Below are 15,755 nucleotides of genomic sequence, written 5' to 3' on the forward strand. Positions count from 1 at the left end.
GCTAGCGTAGCGAAATCTAAAACGCAACTAATCGAAACTAATCGAAACCATCATTCCGCAGGAATGGCGTCTTCGGCTTCAGCGTCGGGTTCGATGGCGAGAAGCAGAGAGGCGAGCAGCGCGAGGCCGATGCCCAGGCTCTTGAGCGGGCCGGGCATGACGCCCAGCACCGCGAGCGACAGCAGTGCAGTCGCCAGCGGCGCCCCCGCATTCGAGAGCGGCGCGACGATAATCGCCTTGCCGTAGCGGAAGGCGAAAACCAGCGTGAGCGCGCCGACTGCGTTGAGGACCTGGATGACCGCCGCCAGACCCGGACCGTCCCAGCCCCAGTTCACCGGGTGCGTGAAATCGGTCATCGCCCAGGCTGCGGGCATGAGCACGAGGGCGGAAATCGTCATGTAGACGAAGATGCTTTCTGCCGACATCACATTGTTGGCGGCCTTCATGAAGTAGGCCTGCACGCCCCAGCACAGCATCACCACCATCGCCGGGATCAGCCACGCAGCAGAAGCGGCGCCGCTGCCGCCGGGCGCGAAGTCGAACGTGGGCAGGGCCAGCAGGGCCAGTACAATGCCCAGCGCGCCCAGCCTGCCGGTCCGCTCCCGCATCAGCAGGAAGGACAGCGCGATGGTCACCACCGGAGAGAGCGAGATGATCGGGAAGATCAGATAGGCTGGCCCGCGCGCGACGGCGTAGAACAGCACCATCTGTCCGCCGGCCCCCAGCAGACCCACCGCAAGGCCAAAGGCAATGGCGCGCGGCGTAACGTCCAGCGCCCAGCGTACCTGCGCCAAAACTACCAGAGCGGGCGGGATCATCGTCAGCGCCCAGACGCAATAGACCAGCGTCTCGGGAAACCCGTGCTGGGGAGACAGGCCGGAGAAGGCCCCCCAGATACCCCAGAGCACCACGGTGACGAGGGCGTTGACCAGCCAGGCCCGGTTCGACGGTGCGGTAAGAGTGTTCATGCCTTGGCTTCCTTGGCCGGAGTGGCGCGGACGAGCAGGAACCGCTCGAACTTTGCGGCGATCGTGTTCTGTTTTGCCGTGGCACTGCCCAGCGGCTGCCCCGTGAAGCCGTCGGTCAGGCTGTATCGTCCCGATTCCAGCCCGCGCAGGCTTATCGGCCCGTCCCACTTTTCGGCATAGAAGGCGTAGTGCAGTTCACCGTTCTTCGCGATCGCATGGGCCTCGGGCTTGTCGAAGCCGATGTCGTACAGCCCGCCAAGGTAGGTGCCCTTGGCCAGCATGTTTTCACGGTAGAGGTCGATCCACTTGCGCCAGAGTTTTTCCTTCTCGGCCGTAAGCTTGAACCCGCCGGGTGGCAGCGGCTCGGACGGTGTGGGCGTGTCCTCCGGCCAGGTGAACTTGGTCGAGGGGATAGCGCCGATGCCGTAGGTCGATGCGAAATCGTTGCCGGTCTCGGTCAGTTCGACATGGTCGCCCGAATAGGGTGCGGATGGCCCCATCAGCGCCTTGAAGGTCTTACCCTTCGATCGCACCTGCCAGGAAGAGGTCGGGTCCGAGGCGGGCGTGTTGTTCATCGCCGGGATATTGTGGAAGGCAAAGCTGTCTCCGCAGGGGCAGATCTCGACAACCGCCTGCGGGTTGATTGCCATGACCTCGTCGTAGATCGCTTTCCAGAAATCCTGCAGCTTCTCGTACGATTCCTCGGGCCGCGCGTGGTTGTGGGCCGGGTTGTGGCAGGGCGCGACGCCGTTGAGGTGCTGGCCGTCGAGCTTGAGACCCTCAAAGCCCCATTCGCCGATGATCGTGCGGACGACACCGCGGAAATAATCGATCGTGGGCTGGTAGGCCGGACACAGCGTAAAGGCGTTCCACCAGGTCACGTTCTGCGCGGCGCCGTCGCGGTCAAGCAGCAGCATGTCGGAATGGTCGCGCAGCAGCGGGGTGCCGGGATCGGCCGCCAGCGGCGCCAGCCAGAGGCGGGGGCGCATACCGTCGGCCTTGATGCGACCGGCGAAGGCCTTCATGTCGGCGTCGCCGCGCGGGAAGCGGGTGCGATCGACGCGCCAGTCGCCATCCGCGACCTGCCAGCCGTCGTCGATCACCGCCCATTCGAAGCCGATTTCCTTCGCTTTGGGCAGCGCGCCATAGATCTGTTCGGGGGTGAATTTGCGCTCATAGCCCCAGGCGCACCAGATTGGGCCGTAGCTCGATTCCGGGATCGCCGGTGCCTTCAGGCCGCGATCGGCCATCAGCTGGCGATAGGCGTCGAGCGGGCGGAAATGGTCGCCTTCATGCGCCATCACGAAAGCGCTCGGCAGCGCCAGCGAGGCGCCGGGGGACAGGACCTCACGTGCGTCACCGGTCATGCCGATGCGCGTGCCGCCGGGCTGCGCCGAAACGGGCAGCGCGACGAGGCGGGGCACGGTTTCGAGATGTCCCACCGCCAGCCCGACATCACGCCGCCAAGCAACCGCGACCGGCGTCCCGCCGCCATAGTCGGAGCCATTCATGCCCATGAAGTTGCGCTGTTCGAAGCCGGGGCCGACTTTCTGCACCCAGTCGCGGCGATCGGGATAGGATGCGCCCGCAAAGCTCCAGGCGCCATCGGGGTGATTTTGCAGGTCGTGCATGGCCAGACGCCAGGCGGACAAGGGCAGCGGCTCGTCGCCGGTGTTGCGGTAGCGCACGTCATAGATCGCAAGGCCGGGGAAGCGATCGAGGAACGTGATCGCGATCTCCTGCTCCAGCGTACCGCCCGCCGTGGCGCGCAGGACGTGGCGGCGGCCTCCGGGCACAGCGGCTTCGCTTTGGTCGAGCCGCACGAAGCGGTCGAAAGCGGCGCCTTCCAGCGAGAAAAGCGCATCAGCGGCCGCCCAGGGCGCAATCTCACGGTCACGAAACAGCAGGCGCGAACGCATGGCCGCGTCGAACTCGATGGTCAGGGTGCCATCGGTCAGCTTCACGGTGGAGGCAGTCGCCGCCCAGACTTGCCCCGACAGCATCGGCCCGCTCGCGGCGGCAAACGTGGCGCCGGCCATCAGCCGGGCAAGGGCCGCGCGGCGGGTAACGGGGCTCAACTGCATATCCTCTCTCTCCTGATGGTGCGCACGTCCGGTTCGAGCCGGAACCGCCCCTCGAGAAAAAGCTTGCACCAGCGCAACCCCGCATGCAAACCAAAAACGCAATTTATGAATGCGTTTTCTTTCGTTTTCGTGTGAAAAGGGCTCAATCTTGCATAAAATGGTCAAATGGGCGCTTCTTGCAGGCATAGCGCTGGCAAGCGAAGGCGCCGCATCTGCTGCAGCTGACCGGCATTACAGCGAGGCCGACTTCGCGCGGGTCGCCAAGTTCGATGCGCATGTCCACGCCAACGTCGACGATCCGCGCTTCATCGACCTCGCGCGCCGCGATGGTTTCGAGGTGTTGTCGATCAATGTCGACTATCCCGATTTCCCGCCGCTGCTTCTGCAGGCTTCGATTTCCGGGGCGATGCGCAAGGAAGATCCGAAGGTTTTCCATTTCGCCACGACATTTCCGATGGAGGGCTTCGGAACGCCGGGTTGGACCGAGCGCACCAATGCCCTGATCGATGCGGCCGTGGCGCGCGGGGCCTTGGCGGTGAAGGTCTGGAAGAACATCGGCATGGTTGCCCGGGATGCCGATGGCAAGCGGGTATTCCTTGACGATCCGCGCTTCGATGGGGTCATCGCGCATCTGGAAGAGCGCGGAATTCCGCTGATCGCGCATCAGGCTGAGCCCAAGAACTGCTGGCTTCCGCTCGATCAGATGACCACCGACAACGACCGCAGCTACTTCCGTGAGCACCCCGAGTACTACATGTACCTCCATCCCGAGGAGCCGAGCTACGAGGCGCTGATGGCGGCGCGTGATCGGTTCGTGACGCGGCATCCGAAGCTGGCGTTCGACGGGGCGCACATGGCCAGTCTGGAATGGAGCATCGATGAACTGGCGCGCTTCTTCGATGCCCATCCCAAGGCAGTGGTGGATCTGGCCGCGCGGCTGTCCAATCTTCAGGTCCAGTCCAACGCCGATGTCGCCAAAGTCCGCGCCTTTTTCATCAAGTACCAGGACCGCATCCTCTATGGAACGGACCTGACCGACAGCCCGCCAGACCCGGCGGCGCGCGCCCAGAATCCGCCCGCAACCGATGATTTTCCGGGCGAGGCGGACAAAGTCTGGCGGGCCGACTGGCGCTATCTGGCAACGCCGCTCAGCCAGCGTGTCGATGCGATCAACGCTGATGCGGTGGGTCTCAATCTGCCCAGCGACGTGATCGACAAGATCTACTGGAAGAACGCCAGAAAGTTCTTCCAGATCAAGGCATAACGGCCGCAGACAGTGACGCCGCCCCGTCATTGCGAGGGGGCGGCGTTGAAGGCACCTAAGCGTACCCTAACGCTACCTGAAGTGCACCAAAGCCGTCAGGCGCGGTGGAGGCGGAAGCCCAGTCGGTCGGCGGCAGACTGAACCGCGTCTTCCTCGGTTGCATCGGTGACGAGATCGTCGATCTCCTCCACATTGAGGATGCGGTGCAGGCAGACCTTGCCGAATTTAGAGCGGTCGGTCACTGCGATGACCTGTTGCGCCGCTTTCGCCATCTTTCGGTTCAGCATCGCTTCGGGTTCGTAATGCGTGGTGATGCCGCGCTCGAAATCGAAACCGTCGACGCCGAGGAACAGCTTGTCCACGTGCAGATCGCTGAGCGCGCTTTCGGTCTGCGCCCCGTAGAAGGCGCGGTTGCGCCGCCGCAGGGCGCCGCCCAGCATGACCACGCGGATATGCTCCTTGCGGGCCAGTGCGCAGAGGATGTCGAGATCGTTGGTGAGGACGGTGATTTCCTCGTCATCCGGCAGATGATGCGCGATTTGCAGCGTGGTTGTGCCGGAATCGAGCACCACTGAATCCCCCGGCCTGACCATAGCCGCCGCCAACGCGCCAATGCGCGCCTTGGCGTCCGGATTGGCCGCCCGCTTGGTTTCCAGCGGCGGCTCGGCAACGACGTTGACGGCGTCGGCCGAGATGGCGCCGCCGTAAGAGCGTTCGGCCACGCCCTTCTTCGCAAGGAAATGAAGGTCCTTGCGAATCGTCTGCATCGAAACGCCATAGCGTTCGGACAGGTCGGTGACCTGCACACTGCCGCGCTCACGCACGAGTGTGCTGATTTCCTGCCGTCTGCGGCTCGTGTCCCGGGTGATGACCATCAGATTCTCCTGCGAAGCACTGCATTATCAGCGCCGACGCGCTGCGACAAACATTAAGCGATGTTTCGTTTCGTTTCTGTTTGACAGATATCGGACATCCAAGTTACCAAAACGAAATATAGTACGCCATGGCGACGGGAATCACGCGAAATCCCGCAACGGACTACGGCGACGTGACAAGGGGTATGGAAACATGACGGGACGTATCACCTGGCGCCACGCAGCGCTTGCCGGGGCCAGCACCATGGCGCTGCTCGCCGCTTCTCAGGCCCAGGCCGCGCAGGATAACGGCCCGAATGCCGCCACCGCCACCGCCCCCGCCTCCGCCGATGCCGTTGCCGCCGATACGACGGTTTCCGCCGACAGCGCGCAGACCGCCGCCGACGCCGCCACTGCCGAGGCCATCGTCGTCCGCGGCGTGCGCGGCAGCCTGCTCCGCTCGATCCAGGCCAAGCGCAGCGCCGACACTATCGTCGACGCGATCTCGTCCGAAGAACTGGGCAAGTTTCCCAATCGCAACGTTGCCGAGGCGCTTGCCAACATCCCCGGCGTCACCGTCGGCCGCGACGGGCGCGGCGAGGGCCGCTCGATCACCATTCGCGGCCTTGGCGAGAATTTCGCGATCACCACCCTCAACGGTCGAATCCTCCCGACCGACGGGCCGGACCGCTCTTTTGCCTTTGACGTTCTTCCTTCCGAGATCATCTCGGGCGCCGAAGTGCAGAAGGCGGTCCGCGCGTCCGAACTGGAAGGCAGCATCGGCGGCAATGTCGATCTGCGCACCGCGCGCCCGCTCGATCGTCCCGGCCTCCACGCCTCGGGCGCGGTCGAGGGCCAGTACAACGATCTGGCGGACAAGGGGGGCTACAAGGTCAGCGGCGTCGTCAGCACCACGTTCGCCGACGACACGATGGGCCTGATGCTGGGCGTTAGCTATAACAAGTACAAGTTCCGGACCGACAATCTGGGCGAATACTCGCTGGCGGACGGCACCGAGGCGGCATACGGCATCGATTTCAATCGCGACGGCCGCGTCGATCCCGATGAGAACGGCCCCGCCTACATTTGGCCGGACTACTACAGCGTCGGCACCGTGGTGGGCCAGCGCGAGCGCATCGGCTCGGCCGGATCGTTCCAGTGGAAACCGTCAAGCGCGTTCGAACTGACCATCGACGGTCTCTACAGCCGTTTCGACGTCAAGCAGCATAACTATCGCTCGTCGAACTACCTCAACCCGCTGGGCGACGATGGTTCGCCGCGCTGGGATCCGGATTCGATCAGTGTCGATGCCAACCACGTCGTCACCGGCTTCTCCATCAACGACTATACTGCCGAAGTTCTCACCACCGACGAACCGCGCAAGAGCCAGACCTGGCAGATCGGTGGCCACATCGACTGGAAGGCGAGTGACCGCCTGAAATTCGGCTTCGATGGCTACGTCGGTGAGGCGCGCGACAATACCGGCGGCCAGAACCGCTTCGTGGTGGCGGGCATCACCGGTGCCTCGGCCGATTTCGCGACGCGAAATGGCGGATTGCCGGATCTCGACATCACCATCCCCGGCGGGCGTACGCTGGACGAGGCCACGAACGACGATTTCCGGGCCCACTATATCGGTATTCAGGGCCAGAACATCTCCGACCGCACGCAGGGTCTGAAGGGCGACGGCTCCTATGACGTCGACAACGGCGTGTTCAAGTCGATCCAGTTCGGCGTCGCCTATACCAATCGCAAGAAGACCGTCGCCACGATCGACAACCAGTATACCAGCTCGTGCAACTTCTGCGGCTACCCCTTCACATTCGGGCAACTGGGCGCGGACGTCGTGCAGCCGGGCAGTGGCTCGATCCTTGGCAAGCTTGAGGGCGATTTCCCGCGCAATTTCCCGCGCTTCGATATCGACACCTACCTCTCGGCGCTGTCCCGTGCCGAGAACAACCCGGCGATCCTCAATCCCAACAGCTGCCTTGACGATACCGGCGCGACCATCCCGGGCTGCACGCTTTCCCAATATCCTTCGGGTTATTCGACGCAGGTCATCGAGGAAGACCTGCCCGCCTCTTATCGCATCAAGGAGCGGACCTGGGCGGGCTACGTGATGTTCAACCTTGAGGGTGATCGCTGGCGCGCCGACATCGGCGCGCGTCTGGTGGCCACCAAGGTGTCCTCGGTCGGCTACGGTGCCAGCATCGCCAGCATCATCCCGCGCGCCGGTACGCAGGACAACGCAGTGACCTTCAATCCGGTCGAGCCCATCGAGGGGGGCGGCGACTATATGCGCCTGCTGCCGGCGGCGAACTTCTCCTATGATCTGGCCGATGGGCTGCGTCTGCGCCTTGCCGCCTCGCAGGCGATCTCGCGCCCCAGCTTCGGAGAGCTCTCGCCGGCGAAGGACGCCACTTCGGCGCAGTCCGGCACTTACATCATCTATGATGCCGGCAACCCGAACCTCAAGCCGACCGAGGCCAACCAGCTCGACATCAGCCTGGAATATTATCCGACCAACCGTCTCGCACTCACGGCGGCGGCCTTCTACAAGCATATCACCAACTTCGTCTCGACAGTGCCGGTGGATGTGCAGATCACGCCGACCAACCAGCCCGCCAATCAGCCGCAGGGCTACTCGTTCGTCGAATATCAAGTGATGAACGGCGACAGTGCGAACGTCTACGGCCTCGAAGTGGGGGGGCAATACTTCCTGGATAACGGGTTCGGTCTTCAGGCGAACCTCACCTACAATCGCTCGCGCGCGAAGACCGGCGGCATTACCACCGATCTTCCGGGTGCGATTCCCTTCTCCGCCAATGCCAAGCTGTTCTACGAAAATCACGGCATCAGCGCGCAGGTTTCGTATAGCTATCAGTCGCGCTTCACGTATGCCCAGGCCGGCAGCCTTGCCTACCTGCCCGTGAAGGAAGAGCCCTATCATGAGATGTCGGCGAGCCTGTCTTACGACCTGACCGATAATTTCTCGGTCTACGTGCAGGGCTCGAACTTGCTGGGTTCGGCGATCAAGCGGTTCAACGATTATCGTAATCTGCCCAATTTCTACGAATATTCGGGTCGTTCGTTCTTCTTCGGGGTCCGCGCTCGTCTCTGACGGGGTAAAGGGACCGATCATTTTGGTCGCGTGCTGCATCTCGCCCTCGGCTCGGGGGCGGGATGCAGCCCGTCAGTCTGAAATGATCCTCCGGTCCCTTCACTGAACAGAGGCGAAATTACCTGCGCAGAGCGCATATCGGATAGAAAATACCCGTCGGAAGGCGCGTCAATGAATGCCTGTTATCGGAGGGCAGTTCGATCAACGGCAGCCTAGACGACGCCGGGGAAGTTTGGCCGGGGTCAACACATGAATTGGCCAGTGAAGGTTTGATGATGACGTCATCCTCACCAAGCCGAAAGCCCATTTTCACCCGTTTGACGGTCGCAATCCGCAGTAAAACACAATCCGCCTTGTTTTGCCCAGCTTCAGGCAGCCACGGCTCTTCATTTCGCCGCAGCCGGTAGCTATCGCAGTGCCGGAGGGGGCGTTCAACAATGGATTCGATCAAAAGCACGCTGTCGGATCGGCAGGTAGTCTGGGCTTTCATCCTCGGTTGTATTGCCGTCACCCTCGGCGTCTGTGCCCATCTCCCCATGTTCGCGATGGCCCGTTCGATGCAATATCGTCTGGCGGGCATGCCGATGGACGGCATGATGCTGGGCGGAATGGCGCTGATCATCGTCGGGACAATGGTTGCCGCTTACGGCCTGCTCCCGCGTAATATCGGGGCGCAGCGCACCGCCGCATCCGAAATCGTGGTCGCGGCGCCCGAGGATGCGCCGCTCGGGCCTGCGCACTGGGGGCTGATGGCGGTGCTGGTCATCGCGCTGATCATCGACGTCATGAAGCCTGCTTCGCTCGGCTTTACCGTGCCTGGCATGATCAGCGAATATGGCGTTCCGAAGAGGACAGTTTCGCTGGTGCCCTTCTTCGCTCTGGCCGGTACCGTGACGGGATCGGTCTTATGGGGATGGATTGCCGACGTCTATGGGCGCAAGGCTTCGATCCTTTTGTCGGCGGTCATGTTCGTCGGGACATCAATCTGCGGTGCCATGCCCAGCCTCGCGTGGAATATCGCGATGTGCTTCATGATGGGCGCAGCCGCGGGAGGCATGCTGCCGGTCACTTATGCACTGCTGGCCGAGATGATGCCGAGCCGGCACCGTGGTTGGAGTCTCGTTCTGGTTGGCGGATTGGGCGCGGTCGGCGGCTATTTCGCAGCGAGCGGCCTTTCTGCAATTCTGCAGCCGGTTTTCGGCTGGCGGATATTGTGGCTCGCCAACTTGCCGACCGGCCTCACTCTCGTGGTGCTTGGCGCGTTTATCCCCGAATCCGCCAAGTTTCTGCTCGCGCGCGGACGGGTCTCGGAGGCGGAGGCAGTGATGCGCCGTTTCGGTGCGCGGGCGACACGGGCGAGTTCGGGAAGGCTCGCAGAGGGGCGTACATCACACGCGCTGACCGGGATCGGCCTCTACGGCAAGCTGGCGGCGTTGAGCATTTGCGCGCTGTCCTGGGGCCTCATCAATTTTGGTTTGTTGCTCTGGCTACCTGCCGATCTGGTCGCAAAAGGTTACTCGGTGGGCATCTCGAGCCGCTTGCTGGCCGAAAGCGCGCTGATAGCCTTTCCCACCGTTTTCGTCGCTGCGCTGATGTACAGCCGATGGAGTACCAAATGGTCGCTCGCGACGATGATCGCGCTGACGCTTGCGGGACTGCTACTCGTGCTCCGCCTGGAACTGGCCGGTAGCGGCAGTCCGGTGCTTCCGGTTGCTTTGCTGATTGTCGGCACGAATGGCATTATCGCTATCGTTCTCCCCTATACGGCCGAGAGTTTTCCGCTGCGCGTTCGCGGTCGTGCAACGGGCTGGGTCGCGGCCTGTACCAAGGGGGGCGGGCTGCTGGCTCAGGGACTGACGATCAGCGGGATTGTCCTGTCCATGGGTCTGTCGTCAGCGCTGGTGATGCTGCCGACCACATTGGCGTTGGTACTGGTGGCGTGGTTCGGACGGGAAACCCGTGGCCGCGACCTGCGGGATCTGGATGCGGAGAATGGCCAGATCGGTCACTAGCAGCGAAACGAATGATCCCGCGAAGCACTGGCGGGATCGACAGCGGCTCATAATATTTTGGGCGAAGGCCTTGGGAACGCGGCCGCCACGTTGATTTGGCGCTGACTTTCGTCGAGATAAGTGAGATCCAACTTAAGGCGCTGGCTGCTTCAAGGTCTGAAGCTGCGGGTGCTTGCGGTTGCCACGCAAACGCGGAACGTGAACAAGGGTTGTTGCAGTGCGAATAGCCTGTCCGTCTGGAAGCCCAAGGTAACTGTTAGATCATGGCAAAGAAGCCCGCCCCTAAACGCCGGCCACCTACTCTTCAAAACGTTGCGACCCTTGCAGGCGTATCGTTGATGACTGCCTCGCGTGTCGTGAACAGGAGCGCCTACGTCAGCGAAGCTGCAACCAGTGCGGTCGAGAAGGCGGTCCAGGAACTGGGGTACGTGCTGAACAGCACCGCGCAGTTGCTGGCTGGCGGGGGAACGCGAACAATCGCCCTGGTGCACAGCGACAGCATGACGTCCGCATATCTCGGAGAACTCTTGCTGGGCGCCTTGGCGGAGGCTGCAGCGCGTCACATCCACCTGACCGTGGAGCAATATGTTCAGGGCCGTCCCTCGGCCCGGCTTGTCAACCAGATAGTCGACGGGCGCGCCGCTGGTGTAATCCTTCCTCCTCCGCTGTGCGATTGGCAGGAATTGGTCGAGGGTCTTTTGGCGGAAAATATTGCCGTCGTAGCCATCACCCCTGATCGGTACACGGACGGCGTGACGGCTGTCTCTGTCGATGACCGGCAAGCGTCCTACGAGATTACCAAACACCTCGTGGATATGGGCCATCGCAGGATCGGCTTCATTCAAGGTAATCTGCAACACCGCGGTAGTAGCCGGCGCCTGGAAGGATTTGTGCAAGGGCTGGGCGAAAATGGAATTCATCCTGGAGAGGAATTAATCGTTCCAGGAGACTTTTCCTATCGCTCCGGCCTCCTCGCCGCGGAACGCCTGCTGAACTTGCCGACGGTTCCCACAGCGATCCTGGCGTGCAACGACGACATGGCGGCAGCGGCGGTCACGATCGCGCACCAGCGAAAGATCGACGTCCCTGGCGAACTTTCGATTTGTGGCTTCGATGATGCGCCTCTGGCGAGTTCTATTTGGCCCGCACTCACAACGATCCGGCTTCCCGTGCGGGAAATGTCCACCAAGGCCATCAGAGCTTTGTGTCAGGAACTTGAGCAAGGCGGCAAAGCAAGCGAGTCCAATTCCAGGCACGTTAGCCTGCAACTCGATTACCGGCTCATCCGCAGGCAATCGGATGCGAGACCTCCAATGCGTTGAACTTGCGGCTGATCCATAGAAGCAAGCGCTTTCCTGTGCCTTTTGTGCGGATCATGGCGCGCGCACTCACGCGGCCGGGGTGTAGTGGTAGAGACCAAAGACCGTGCCGACGAAACCGCCCGCCTTTTTGGTACTGAGCAGCGTCGCGTCAAGCCCATCTTTCAGGGTCTGCGTCCGGCCATCGACTTCAAAGTCGAAGCCCATCGTTGCGCCGTGCGTGCGGATAGTGAGCGTGACTGGCCCGGCGGCCGAGATCGGCGCGGAGGCGATCAGCGTGTCGGCATCGGCAGCGTCGCGGGTGTAGAGCGCGATCACGGTGTTTCCGGCAATCCGGGTCAGGCCGAAGAAGAGGTTGCTTCGGTCGCTCTGCACGGCTGCCAGGCCTGCGCGGTCGCCATCCTTGACCGGGGCATAGCGGATCGTTGTGGAGACGGTGGCATTGGCATGCTGTTGCCGCCGGCCGATGAAGGCAGGAGCACCGTTGAGGTCGCCGATAGGGCTTGCGCTATCCAGTTCCAGCGCGCCGCCCTTGAGATGGTAGAAGGGCTTTTGCGGCGTTCGGATGCCGATCCACTGCATGGGCAACGTCTTGCCGTCGAATTCCTCGACATATTCGAAGTTGCCGCTTGTCGGAATTGGCGATTTGGGCTGGGCAGGCAGGTCTGGCGCATTCAGGGCGTGCGGGATTGCCTGCCCGCGCGGCAGGATGATCGGCCAGCCATCCTTCCATGTGACCGGCAGAAGGAATGTTTCGCGGCCGATATTATAATAATCGTCAGCATAGGGCCGCACAGCGAGGAAGGTCGCCCACCAGTCTCCGTTCCGGGTCTGGACCAGTTCGGCATGGCCGGCCGATCCGATCGGATCAGGCCTTGCCGGATCGAGATCGCGCTGGGTCAGGATCGGGTTATCCGCGAATGGTATGTAGGGGCCGAGTAGATCCCTGGAGCGGAACACGACCTGCGAATGGTTGACGCTCGTGCCGCCTTCCGCCGCGGTTAGATAATAGTAGCCGTCCTTGCGGAAGATATGCGGCCCTTCGATCCAGACCGGCTTCTTGCCGATGTCGACGCCGCCGTTGATGAGTTGGGTACTTTTTCCCACCATCTTGCCCGCGCGCCAGTCGTATTCCTGGATCCAGATTGCGCGGTGGCCTTCATAGCGGGGAGGCTCGTCGGGGGCGCGGTTGTTGACGATGTAGGCCTTGTCTCCTTCCCAGTAGAGAGAAGGATCGATACCTTCAAAGGGCAGCCAGATCGGGTTGGACCAGGGGCCGGCCGGATCCTTGGCAGTGATAATGAAATTTCCCCTGCATTCGACGCAAGTGTTGACGATGTAGAAGGTGCCATCGTGCCAGCTGATGTCTGGTGCAAAGACGGCCTGCGATGTGCGGCGGCCCTTGAAGTCGAGTTGCCCGGGACGGTCGATCGCATTACCGATCTGGGTCCAGTGCACCAGGTCCTTGGATTTGAAGACAGGCAGTCCCGGGTAGTGAGCGAAGGAGCTGTTGACCAGATAATAGTCATCGGCGACCCGCATGACAGAGGGGTCCGGGTAATAGCCTGTCAGGATCGGATTGCGATATTCACCGGGCTTGATGGCGATCTCTTCGGTCGAATACCCCTTGTATGTGAAACGATCGAACCGCGCCGGCGCGGCATAGGCGGCAGTATTGGCCTGCAAGAGTGCGGAAAGCGACAGCAGCGCAATGGGCAGGGCGGTAAAGCGCGAGGTCCGGTGCGTCACGATTCCATCTCTCCTTGTGTTGCCACACTTATGCTGCGCGGCTGGAGAATTGGTAACGCTAACAATACGGGGTGTCGAGCGCCGTTTCAGCCCCGTCCAGACCGTGTCGGCTCTTGGCCAGGCGTACCGGACGTCATTGCGGCTGCGCCGCGATGAGCAGGGAGAACGGGTTCATCGCGCGGGCGCCAGAAACCAGACAATCAAGCTCAGAGGCACGGCCGCGCCGATCAGCAAGGCCCAGGCCCGCATGGGACTGGCGGCGTGGAATACCGCCATCGCCACGACCGCGAATACCGCATAGCTCGCCAGCGTTGCGGCGGTGACCGCCTCGGAGCGGGTCACGCCGAGTGCGGCGAGGACCAGCGACACTGCCACGGTACCAAGCGCAGTCACTGCATAAGCACCGAGCGTTCCGGCAATAGTGCGCGAGGCGACCGACCAGCGATGGCGGTTTTTATCCCGAGGGGAGAAGATGATGGAAAGCGGCTTGATCATGCGCGGGGTTCTCGGGGTTTTCATCGACGCAGGCGGGCGAGGATGCGTTCGCGATTGGTTTGGGCGGTAAGCGTAAGGGCGGCGCCAAAGGACAGCCAGCCGAACCAGGCGACGGCACCGTAGGCCCAGCCGAAACCTGCGCATGCAACGGCGAACGCGCCGGTCAGAATGCCCAAGCCGCCCAAGCGCAGCCAGCGGCTGATGCGAGCCGGTAGCTTGCGGCGGAGCCAGTCCTGCTGATGGCGGGTCATGGCCATGAGCAGGAGCGCGAAGCCGGCGATCGTCATGACGGCGACGATGGAATGGATCATGCCGTCGCCTCCTCCCCGCTGCGGCGTTTGCGCGCGGGTATTTGTCGCGGTTTGTGGCGGGCAAGCGTCCAGCCTGTAAAGGCAAAGCCGGCTGCCAGCGCCAGCATCACAAGGTCGAAGCCAGCAAAAGTCCAGTCGCCCGCCATCAGGCTGGGGGCAAGGCCGCGCGGGGTGGTGACCGCGTTGATGAGGGGGATTGCGGCGTAGAGCGTGGCAGCTGCCGTCAGCGTCTCCAGCCATGCCCGGCGCGGCTGGCGCAGGAAGGCCCAGACCAGCGTGCCGCCCCAGGCAATGAACAGCGCGTTGATCTCCCAGTCCGCATGGTCGGCCATGGCGACTGGGAGCAGTCGGTTGGCGAGGAAATAGACCGCGATCCCGATCGGCGCGCCGGTGATGAAGCCGATGTTGAGCCGTTCCACCAGACGGAAGCCGAAATGCGGGTGGCTGGGATCGGGCAGTTTCAACCGCCGTTTCACGCACCACAGGCACAGCCCGGTCGCGGCCATGGCCACGCCGCCAAGGCCGGAGAAGAAGTAAAGCCAGCGCAGGCCATAGCCGGCAAACCAGGCCGTGTGCAGGTCCACCATCACGCGGTGCGTCGCGGTGGCGCCGCCGGGCGTTGCCGGTGTGGACGGCAGCAGCGCTGCGTTCGTGGCATCGAGGTAGACCGTGTCCGACCGGCCATTCCCCCAATCGGACTTGGCGGTATAGAGCGTGGCCATGGCGGCCTTGTCGCCGGGGTTCTCGATCGAGAGATAGGTGGGCATGGCGCCGCCCCATTGGTCTTGGGCCTTGGCCATCATTTGCCCGATCGGGGCGACGGGTGCGGCCTCTCCGCTGGCCTCGCGCTCGGGCCCTTGCGGATAGGTGGTGGCGTAAAAGGCCTGCCGGTCCGGGAAGTTCGCCGAAATCGCCCAGGGCATCAGCGTGAACAGCAGCGTCGCGAGGCCGGTGTAGGTGATCATCAGATAGAAGGGCAGGGCCAGCACGGCCGTCACGTTGTGCGCGTCCAGCCAGCTGCGCTGCCCCTTGCGGAAGCGCAGCATGAAGAAGTCGGTGAAAATCTTCTTGTGAGTCACCACGCCGGACAGGATCGCGACGAGCATCGCCATGGCCGCCACGCAGACCAGATAGCGCGCCCACATGACCGAGATGAAATGGAGATCGAAGTGGAAGCGGTAGAGGAAGAAGCCGCCCCGCGTCTCGCGCACCGGGATTTCGGCGCCGGTCGCGGGATCCAGTGTGATCCGCGTTGCTTCGCGGCGGCCTTGGCCGGGCATCTGCCAGGAAACATCCAACCCGCTACCGCCGCGCGCAGCGGGCAGCGAGACAGACCAGCTCTCCGCCCCCGCCGCCCGGGCCCGCAGCACCGCATCGGCAGAGGCGAAGGCGCGCGGGGATACGCGCGTTTCGGAAGGCAGCTCGGGCCGCATCCAGGCGTCGATCTCGTGCTGGAAGAACGCGGCCGATCCGAACACGAAGATGACGTAGAGCACCCAGCCTGGCACCAGCCCGGCCCAGGTGTGCAGCCATGCCATCGATTGGCGCAGGCTCTGCTTCATGACGCGGCCACCGCGT

Annotated in this window: 12 protein-coding genes; 4 read left to right on the forward strand and 8 right to left on the reverse strand. The window is 62.9% G+C overall.

Features of this window, described 5'->3' with window-relative positions; translation table 11 throughout:
* Positions 1-50 precede the first annotated feature (50 nt).
* Positions 51-968: an EamA family transporter gene (locus AC1VVM_RS25325; protein WP_482956929.1), complete on the reverse strand. Its 918-nt coding sequence runs from the start codon at positions 966-968 to the stop codon at positions 51-53.
* Positions 965-3,052, reverse strand: coding sequence for a glycoside hydrolase family 36 protein (locus AC1VVM_RS25330; RefSeq protein WP_482956930.1), 2,088 nt, complete (start codon positions 3,050-3,052; stop codon positions 965-967). The genes AC1VVM_RS25325 and AC1VVM_RS25330 overlap by 4 nt, the downstream gene beginning before the upstream one ends.
* A 157-nt stretch (positions 3,053-3,209) precedes the next feature.
* On the opposite strand from AC1VVM_RS25330, the gene AC1VVM_RS25335 reads away from it, so the two are divergent.
* The gene (locus AC1VVM_RS25335) at positions 3,210-4,316 is read left to right on the forward strand and encodes an amidohydrolase family protein (RefSeq protein ID WP_482957377.1); all 1,107 of its coding nucleotides are present in this window, start codon (positions 3,210-3,212) and stop codon (positions 4,314-4,316) included.
* A 95-nt stretch (positions 4,317-4,411) separates the two neighbouring features.
* On the opposite strand, the gene agaR is transcribed toward AC1VVM_RS25335, so the two are convergent.
* Positions 4,412-5,191, reverse strand: a complete 780-nt coding sequence (gene agaR / locus AC1VVM_RS25340) for a transcriptional repressor AgaR (protein ID WP_132390794.1) — start codon at positions 5,189-5,191, stop codon at positions 4,412-4,414.
* A gap of 193 nt (positions 5,192-5,384) precedes the next feature.
* Between agaR and AC1VVM_RS25345 the strand changes: the two genes are divergently transcribed.
* Entirely contained in the window at positions 5,385-8,291 is a 2,907-nt protein-coding gene (locus AC1VVM_RS25345) for a TonB-dependent receptor (protein ID WP_482956931.1), read from the forward strand.
* Between the two features lie 118 nt (positions 8,292-8,409).
* Here the strand turns inward: AC1VVM_RS25345 and AC1VVM_RS25350 are convergent, their stop codons facing one another.
* Complete coding sequence (locus AC1VVM_RS25350) at positions 8,410-8,913, reverse strand: hypothetical protein (RefSeq protein ID WP_482956932.1); 504 nt, start codon at positions 8,911-8,913, stop codon at positions 8,410-8,412.
* Between AC1VVM_RS25350 and AC1VVM_RS25355 the strand changes: the two genes are divergently transcribed.
* Both AC1VVM_RS25355 and AC1VVM_RS25360 read left to right on the forward strand, forming a co-directional pair.
* Positions 8,900-10,303 (forward strand): MFS transporter, encoded by a 1,404-nt coding sequence (locus AC1VVM_RS25355; protein WP_482956933.1) that lies wholly within the window; start codon positions 8,900-8,902, stop codon positions 10,301-10,303. The genes AC1VVM_RS25350 and AC1VVM_RS25355 overlap by 14 nt on opposite strands.
* Positions 10,304-10,566: 263 nt before the next feature.
* Entirely contained in the window at positions 10,567-11,625 is a 1,059-nt protein-coding gene (locus AC1VVM_RS25360; RefSeq protein WP_482956934.1) for a LacI family DNA-binding transcriptional regulator, read from the forward strand.
* Between the two features lie 66 nt (positions 11,626-11,691).
* On the opposite strand, the gene AC1VVM_RS25365 is transcribed toward AC1VVM_RS25360, so the two are convergent.
* From AC1VVM_RS25365 to AC1VVM_RS25380, 4 genes are all read right to left on the reverse strand, one after another.
* On the reverse strand, positions 11,692-13,371 hold the full coding sequence (locus AC1VVM_RS25365) for a glycoside hydrolase family 43 protein (RefSeq protein ID WP_482906479.1): 1,680 nt from the start codon (positions 13,369-13,371) through the stop codon (positions 11,692-11,694).
* Positions 13,372-13,542: 171 nt separating this feature from the next.
* On the reverse strand, positions 13,543-13,866 hold the full coding sequence (locus tag AC1VVM_RS25370) for a hypothetical protein (RefSeq protein ID WP_482906480.1): 324 nt from the start codon (positions 13,864-13,866) through the stop codon (positions 13,543-13,545).
* Between the two features lie 20 nt (positions 13,867-13,886).
* Positions 13,887-14,177, reverse strand: a complete 291-nt coding sequence (locus AC1VVM_RS25375) for a DUF3325 domain-containing protein (RefSeq protein WP_132390784.1) — start codon at positions 14,175-14,177, stop codon at positions 13,887-13,889.
* Complete coding sequence (locus tag AC1VVM_RS25380; protein ID WP_482956935.1) at positions 14,174-15,739, reverse strand: PepSY-associated TM helix domain-containing protein; 1,566 nt, start codon at positions 15,737-15,739, stop codon at positions 14,174-14,176. Before AC1VVM_RS25380 ends, AC1VVM_RS25375 begins: the two co-directional genes overlap by 4 nt.
* Between the last annotated feature and the right edge of the window lie 16 nt (positions 15,740-15,755).

This window comes from Novosphingobium sp. BL-S-33, assembly GCF_056857025.1.

What these genes read in the sequence shown, in the direction of transcription:
- AC1VVM_RS25335 (WP_482957377.1), top strand. Translation starts at nt 3,210, where the DNA reads ATGGTCAAATGGGCGCTTCTTGCAGGCATAGCGCTGGCAAGCGAAGGC.
- AC1VVM_RS25330 (WP_482956930.1), bottom strand. Translation starts at nt 3,052, where the DNA reads ATGCAGTTGAGCCCCGTTACCCGCCGCGCGGCCCTTGCCCGGCTGATG.
- AC1VVM_RS25325 (WP_482956929.1), bottom strand. Translation starts at nt 968, where the DNA reads ATGAACACTCTTACCGCACCGTCGAACCGGGCCTGGCTGGTCAACGCC.
- agaR (WP_132390794.1), bottom strand. Translation starts at nt 5,191, where the DNA reads ATGGTCATCACCCGGGACACGAGCCGCAGACGGCAGGAAATCAGCACA.
- AC1VVM_RS25360 (WP_482956934.1), top strand. Translation starts at nt 10,567, where the DNA reads ATGGCAAAGAAGCCCGCCCCTAAACGCCGGCCACCTACTCTTCAAAAC.
- AC1VVM_RS25345 (WP_482956931.1), top strand. Translation starts at nt 5,385, where the DNA reads ATGACGGGACGTATCACCTGGCGCCACGCAGCGCTTGCCGGGGCCAGC.
- AC1VVM_RS25350 (WP_482956932.1), bottom strand. Translation starts at nt 8,913, where the DNA reads ATGATCAGCGCCATTCCGCCCAGCATCATGCCGTCCATCGGCATGCCC.
- AC1VVM_RS25355 (WP_482956933.1), top strand. Translation starts at nt 8,900, where the DNA reads ATGGCGCTGATCATCGTCGGGACAATGGTTGCCGCTTACGGCCTGCTC.
- AC1VVM_RS25380 (WP_482956935.1), bottom strand. Translation starts at nt 15,739, where the DNA reads ATGAAGCAGAGCCTGCGCCAATCGATGGCATGGCTGCACACCTGGGCC.
- AC1VVM_RS25370 (WP_482906480.1), bottom strand. Translation starts at nt 13,866, where the DNA reads ATGATCAAGCCGCTTTCCATCATCTTCTCCCCTCGGGATAAAAACCGC.
- AC1VVM_RS25375 (WP_132390784.1), bottom strand. Translation starts at nt 14,177, where the DNA reads ATGATCCATTCCATCGTCGCCGTCATGACGATCGCCGGCTTCGCGCTC.